This is a genomic window from Microbacterium yannicii, assembly GCF_024055635.1.
Taxonomy (GTDB): domain Bacteria; phylum Actinomycetota; class Actinomycetes; order Actinomycetales; family Microbacteriaceae; genus Microbacterium; species Microbacterium yannicii.
Map to the genome: position 1 here is coordinate 1 of NZ_JAMXMB010000028.1, position 4512 is coordinate 4512.

General features: G+C 70.0%; 4 protein-coding genes. All 4 read left to right on the top strand.

Annotated features, from left to right (window positions below):
* Nucleotides 1–855: RraA family protein (locus tag NCG93_RS11835; RefSeq protein WP_504911535.1), on the top strand; the 855-nt coding region annotated here is incomplete at its 5' end.
* Nucleotides 852–1541, top strand: a complete 690-nt coding sequence (locus NCG93_RS11840) for a GntR family transcriptional regulator (RefSeq protein ID WP_194414238.1) — start codon at nt 852–854, stop codon at nt 1539–1541. The genes NCG93_RS11835 and NCG93_RS11840, both read left to right, overlap by 4 nt.
* 73 nt (nt 1542–1614) lie before the next feature.
* A complete protein-coding gene (gene hpaE, locus NCG93_RS11845) occupies nt 1615–3192 on the top strand; it encodes a 5-carboxymethyl-2-hydroxymuconate semialdehyde dehydrogenase (RefSeq protein ID WP_194414239.1) in 1578 nt (525 codons plus the stop codon).
* 94 nt (nt 3193–3286) lie between these two features.
* Entirely contained in the window at nt 3287–4453 is a 1167-nt protein-coding gene (gene hpaD, locus NCG93_RS11850) for a 3,4-dihydroxyphenylacetate 2,3-dioxygenase (RefSeq protein ID WP_194414240.1), read from the top strand.
* Nucleotides 4454–4512 lie beyond the last annotated feature (59 nt).

Sequence of the window (4512 nt, forward strand, 5' to 3'; positions counted from 1 at the left end):
GTCGAAGCGTCCGACGGCCCTTCGACAGGCTCAGGGACCGACGCCGGCTCGGCGAGCGCACCGCTCTCCCCCGCCCTCCGCGCCAAGCTCGAGGCCGTTCCGGTCGCGGGGCTGTCGGCGCAGCTGCGCAAGCGCGGGCTGAACAACGTGCACATCGACGGCGTGCGGCCGCTGCATCCCGAGTCCTTCCCCGGCACGGCCAAGCTCGTCGGCACCGCACGCACGCTGCGCTTCGTGCCGAACCGCGAAGACCTGTTCGCCTCGCACGGCGGCGGCTACAACGCGCAGAAGCGCGTGTTCGACGCGGTCGGCGAGGGCGAGGTCGTCGTGATCGAGGCCCGCGGCGAGGCCGGTTCGGGCACGCTCGGCGATATCCTCGCCATCCGCGCGCATGCGCAGGGCGCCGCCGGCATCGTGACCGACGGAGGAGTTCGGGATGCCGCAGCCGTCGCCGCCGTGGGCATCCCGGTGTACTCGTCCGGCGCTCACCCCGCCGTCCTCGGCCGCAAGCACGTCCCGTGGGACGCCGACCTGACGATCGCGTGCGGCGGCACGACAGTGCAGCCCGGCGACGTCATCGTCGGCGACGCCGACGGCGTCGTCGTGATCCCGACCGCGATCGTCGAGGAGGTCGTCGACGCGGCACTCGCCCAGGAGGACGAGGACGCGTGGATCGCCGAACGCGTCGCGGAAGGGCATCCCGTCGATGGACTCTTCCCGATGAACGCCGCGTGGCGGGCACGGTTCGAGGCCGAGCGCGCCGCGAGCGCGGCAGTTCCCGGCGAGCGCGTGGCGCCACAGACGCCGCGGTCGCAGGAAACGGCAGCGCTCGAGGGCGGAGAGGTCGCACGATGACCTCCGACACGGGCACGACGTTCAGCAAGTCGCAGCTCGCGTACCGCTGGATCAAGGAGCGGATCGCGAACCAGGAGTACACCCCGGGCTACCGGCTCGTGCTGGGCAGCATCGCGGGCGAGCTCGACATGAGCGTCGTGCCGGTGCGCGAGGCGATCCGCCAGCTCGAGGCCGAGGGCCTCGTGACCTTCGAGCGCAACGTCGGCGCGCGGGTGTCGATGGTCGACGACTCCGCCTACCGCTTCAGCATGCAGGCGCTCTCGATCCTGGAGGGCACCGCGACGGCCCTCGCCGCCCGCCGGCTGACGCCCGACGACCTCCGCGCGGCGCGCCGCATCAACGAGCTCATGATCGAGACGCTCGAGCACTTCGATCCGCGCGCATTCACGGCGCTCAACCACGAGTTCCACTCGACGCTGTATGCCAAGTGCGCCAACCCGCGGCTGCTCGACCTCGTGAACGGCGAGTGGGGCCGGCTCGGTCATCTCCGCGACTCGACGTTCAGCTTCGTGCCCGGTCGAGCCGCGGAGTCGGTGCGTGAGCACGAGAACATCGTGCAGCTGATCGAGGTCGGCGCCCCGCTCGGCGAGATCGAGAAGGTGGCCCGCCGTCACCGCTCGGCCACGCTCGACGCCTACCTGATCCACGAGCACCCCGACGAGTCCCTGGGCCTGCCGGCCTTCTGATGACGGATGCCGCGGCCGCCGGCATCCACTCCCCCGACGTTCACACCACAGACCTCCGACGAAGGAGCGACACATGACCGACACCGACACCTCGCTGGCCACCCGGCACGTGCCCGACGGGCTGCCGACGCGCATCCAGCACTACATCGACGGCGAGTTCGTGGACTCCGCCGACGGCGACACGTTCGACGTGCTCGATCCCGTCACGAACGAGACCTACGTCCAGGCGGCGGCCGGCAAGAAGGCCGACATCGACCGCGCCGTCGCCGCCGCGCGGCGCGCATTCACCACGGGACCGTGGCCGCGGATGCTGCCGCGCGAGCGCTCGCGCGTGCTCCACCGCATCGCGGACATCGTCGAGTCGCGCGACGCGCGGCTGGCCGAGCTCGAGTCCTTCGACTCGGGGCTGCCGATCACGCAGGCGCTCGGGCAGGCGCGCCGCGCGGCCGAGAACTTCCGGTTCTTCGCCGACCTGATCGTCGCGCAGGCCGACGATGCCTACAAGGTGCCCGGTCGCCAGATGAACTACGTCAACCGCAAGCCGATCGGCGTCGCCGGGCTCATCACGCCGTGGAACACGCCGTTCATGCTGGAGTCGTGGAAGCTCGGTCCGGCCCTCGCGACCGGCAACACCGTCGTGCTCAAGCCCGCCGAGTTCACGCCGCTGTCGGCGTCGCTGTGGGCCGGCATCTTCGAGGAGGCCGGGCTGCCGCAGGGCGTGTTCAACCTCGTCAACGGACTGGGTGAGGATGCCGGCGACGCGCTGGTGAAGCATCCCGATGTGCCGCTCATCTCGTTCACGGGCGAGAGCCGCACCGGCCAGCTCATCTTCGGCAACGCGGCGCCCTTCCTGAAGGGCCTGTCGATGGAGCTCGGCGGCAAGTCCCCCGCCGTCGTCTTCGCCGACGCCGACCTCGAGGCCGCGATCGACGCCACGATCTTCGGCGTCTTCTCGCTCAACGGCGAGCGCTGCACGGCGGGCTCGCGCATCCTCGTGGAGCGCGCGATCTACGACGAATTCGTCGCGCGGTATGCCGCGCAGGCTGACCGCGTGATCGTGGGCTACCCGCACGACCCGAAGACCGAGGTCGGGGCGCTCGTGCACCCCGAGCACTACGACAAGGTGATGAGCTACATCGAGATCGGCAAGCGCGAGGCGCGCCTCGTGGCGGGCGGCGGGCGAGCCGACGGGTTCGACGGCGGCAACTTCGTGCGCCCCACGGTGTTCGCCGATGTCGCACCGGACGCCCGCATCTTCCAGGAGGAGATCTTCGGCCCCGTCGTCGCGATCACGCCGTTCGATACGGACGAGGAGGCGCTCGAGCTCGCCAACGGCGTCAAGTACGGGCTCGCGGCCTACGTCTGGACGAACGACCTCAAGCGCGCCCACAACTTCTCGCAGGCGATCGAGGCGGGCATGGTGTGGCTGAACTCGAACAACGTCCGCGACCTCCGCACCCCGTTCGGTGGCGTCAAGGCGTCCGGCCTCGGCCACGAGGGCGGGTACCGCTCGATCGACTTCTACACCGACCAGCAGGCCGTGCACATCACGCTCGGCCCGGCGCACAACCCGACGTTCGGCAAGGCCGACCCCTCGACAGGCTCAGGGACCGACTCGCCCAACGACCTCGACGATCCCGACCCGCGCTGAGGCCCGGCATCCCATCCATCCCTGCAGTCGCTGAGCCTGTCGAAGCGCCCTTCGACATGCTCAGGGACCGAGACCATCACCGCAAGGACGCGACATGACCCACCGTGACGACATGACCCTCACCTCCTCCGGCTTCTTCGTGAGCCAGGAGGCGCCGATCCACACCGAGAATCCGGTGCCGACGCCGACGAGCCCGGCCCCCGACATCCTGCGCTGCGCCTACATGGAGCTCGTCGTGACCGATCTCGCCGCGTCGCGCACCTTCTACGTCGACGTGCTCGGCCTCTACGTCACCGAGGAGGACGGCGAGGCGATCTACCTGCGCTCGACGGAGGAGTTCATCCACCACAACCTCGTACTGCGCCAGGGACCGGTCGCCGCGGTCGCCGCCTTCTCGTACCGCGTGCGGACGCCCGAAGACCTCGACAGGGCTGTCGCGTTCTACGAGGAGCTCGGCTGCCGCGTCGAGCGTCGTGCCGAGGGGTTCGTCAAGGGCATCGGCGACGCCGTGCGCGTGACCGACCCGCTCGGCTTCCCGTACGAGTTCTTCCACCAGACCGACCATGTCGAGCGGCTGTCGTGGCGCTACGACCTGCACACGCCGGGCGAGCTGGTGCGCCTGGACCACTTCAACCAGGTCACCCCCGACGTGCCGCGCGCCGTGAACTTCATGCAGTCGCTCGGGTTCCGGGTGACCGAGGACATCCAGGACGAGGAGGGCACGGTCTACGCCGCCTGGATGCGCCGCAAGCCCACCGTGCACGACACCGCCATGACCGGCGGCGACGGCCCGCGCATGCACCACGTCGCGTTCGCCACCCATGAGAAGCACAACATCCTCGCGATCTGCGACAAGCTCGGCGCGCTCCGACGCTCCGACGCGATCGAGCGCGGCCCCGGGCGCCACGGCGTCTCGAACGCGTTCTACCTGTACCTGCGCGACCCCGACGGCCACCGCGTCGAGATCTACACGCAGGACTACTACACCGGCGACCCCGACAACCCCGTCGTCACCTGGGACGTCCACGACAACCAGCGCCGCGACTGGTGGGGCAACCCGGTCGTGCCGTCGTGGTACACCGAGGCATCCCTCGTGCTCGATCTCGACGGCAACCCGCAGCCCGTCGTCGCGCGCACCGACGCGTCCGAGATGGCGGTGACGATCGGCGCCGACGGCTTCTCGTACACCCGCCCCGACGACAAGGCGGAAGAGCTGCCCAGCTGGAAGCAGGGCGAGTACAAGCTCGGCCACCAGCTGTGACGCGTTTCGTCTCGCTTCGCTCGCTCAACGACCGAGAACTCGGTCGTTGAGCGAGCGAG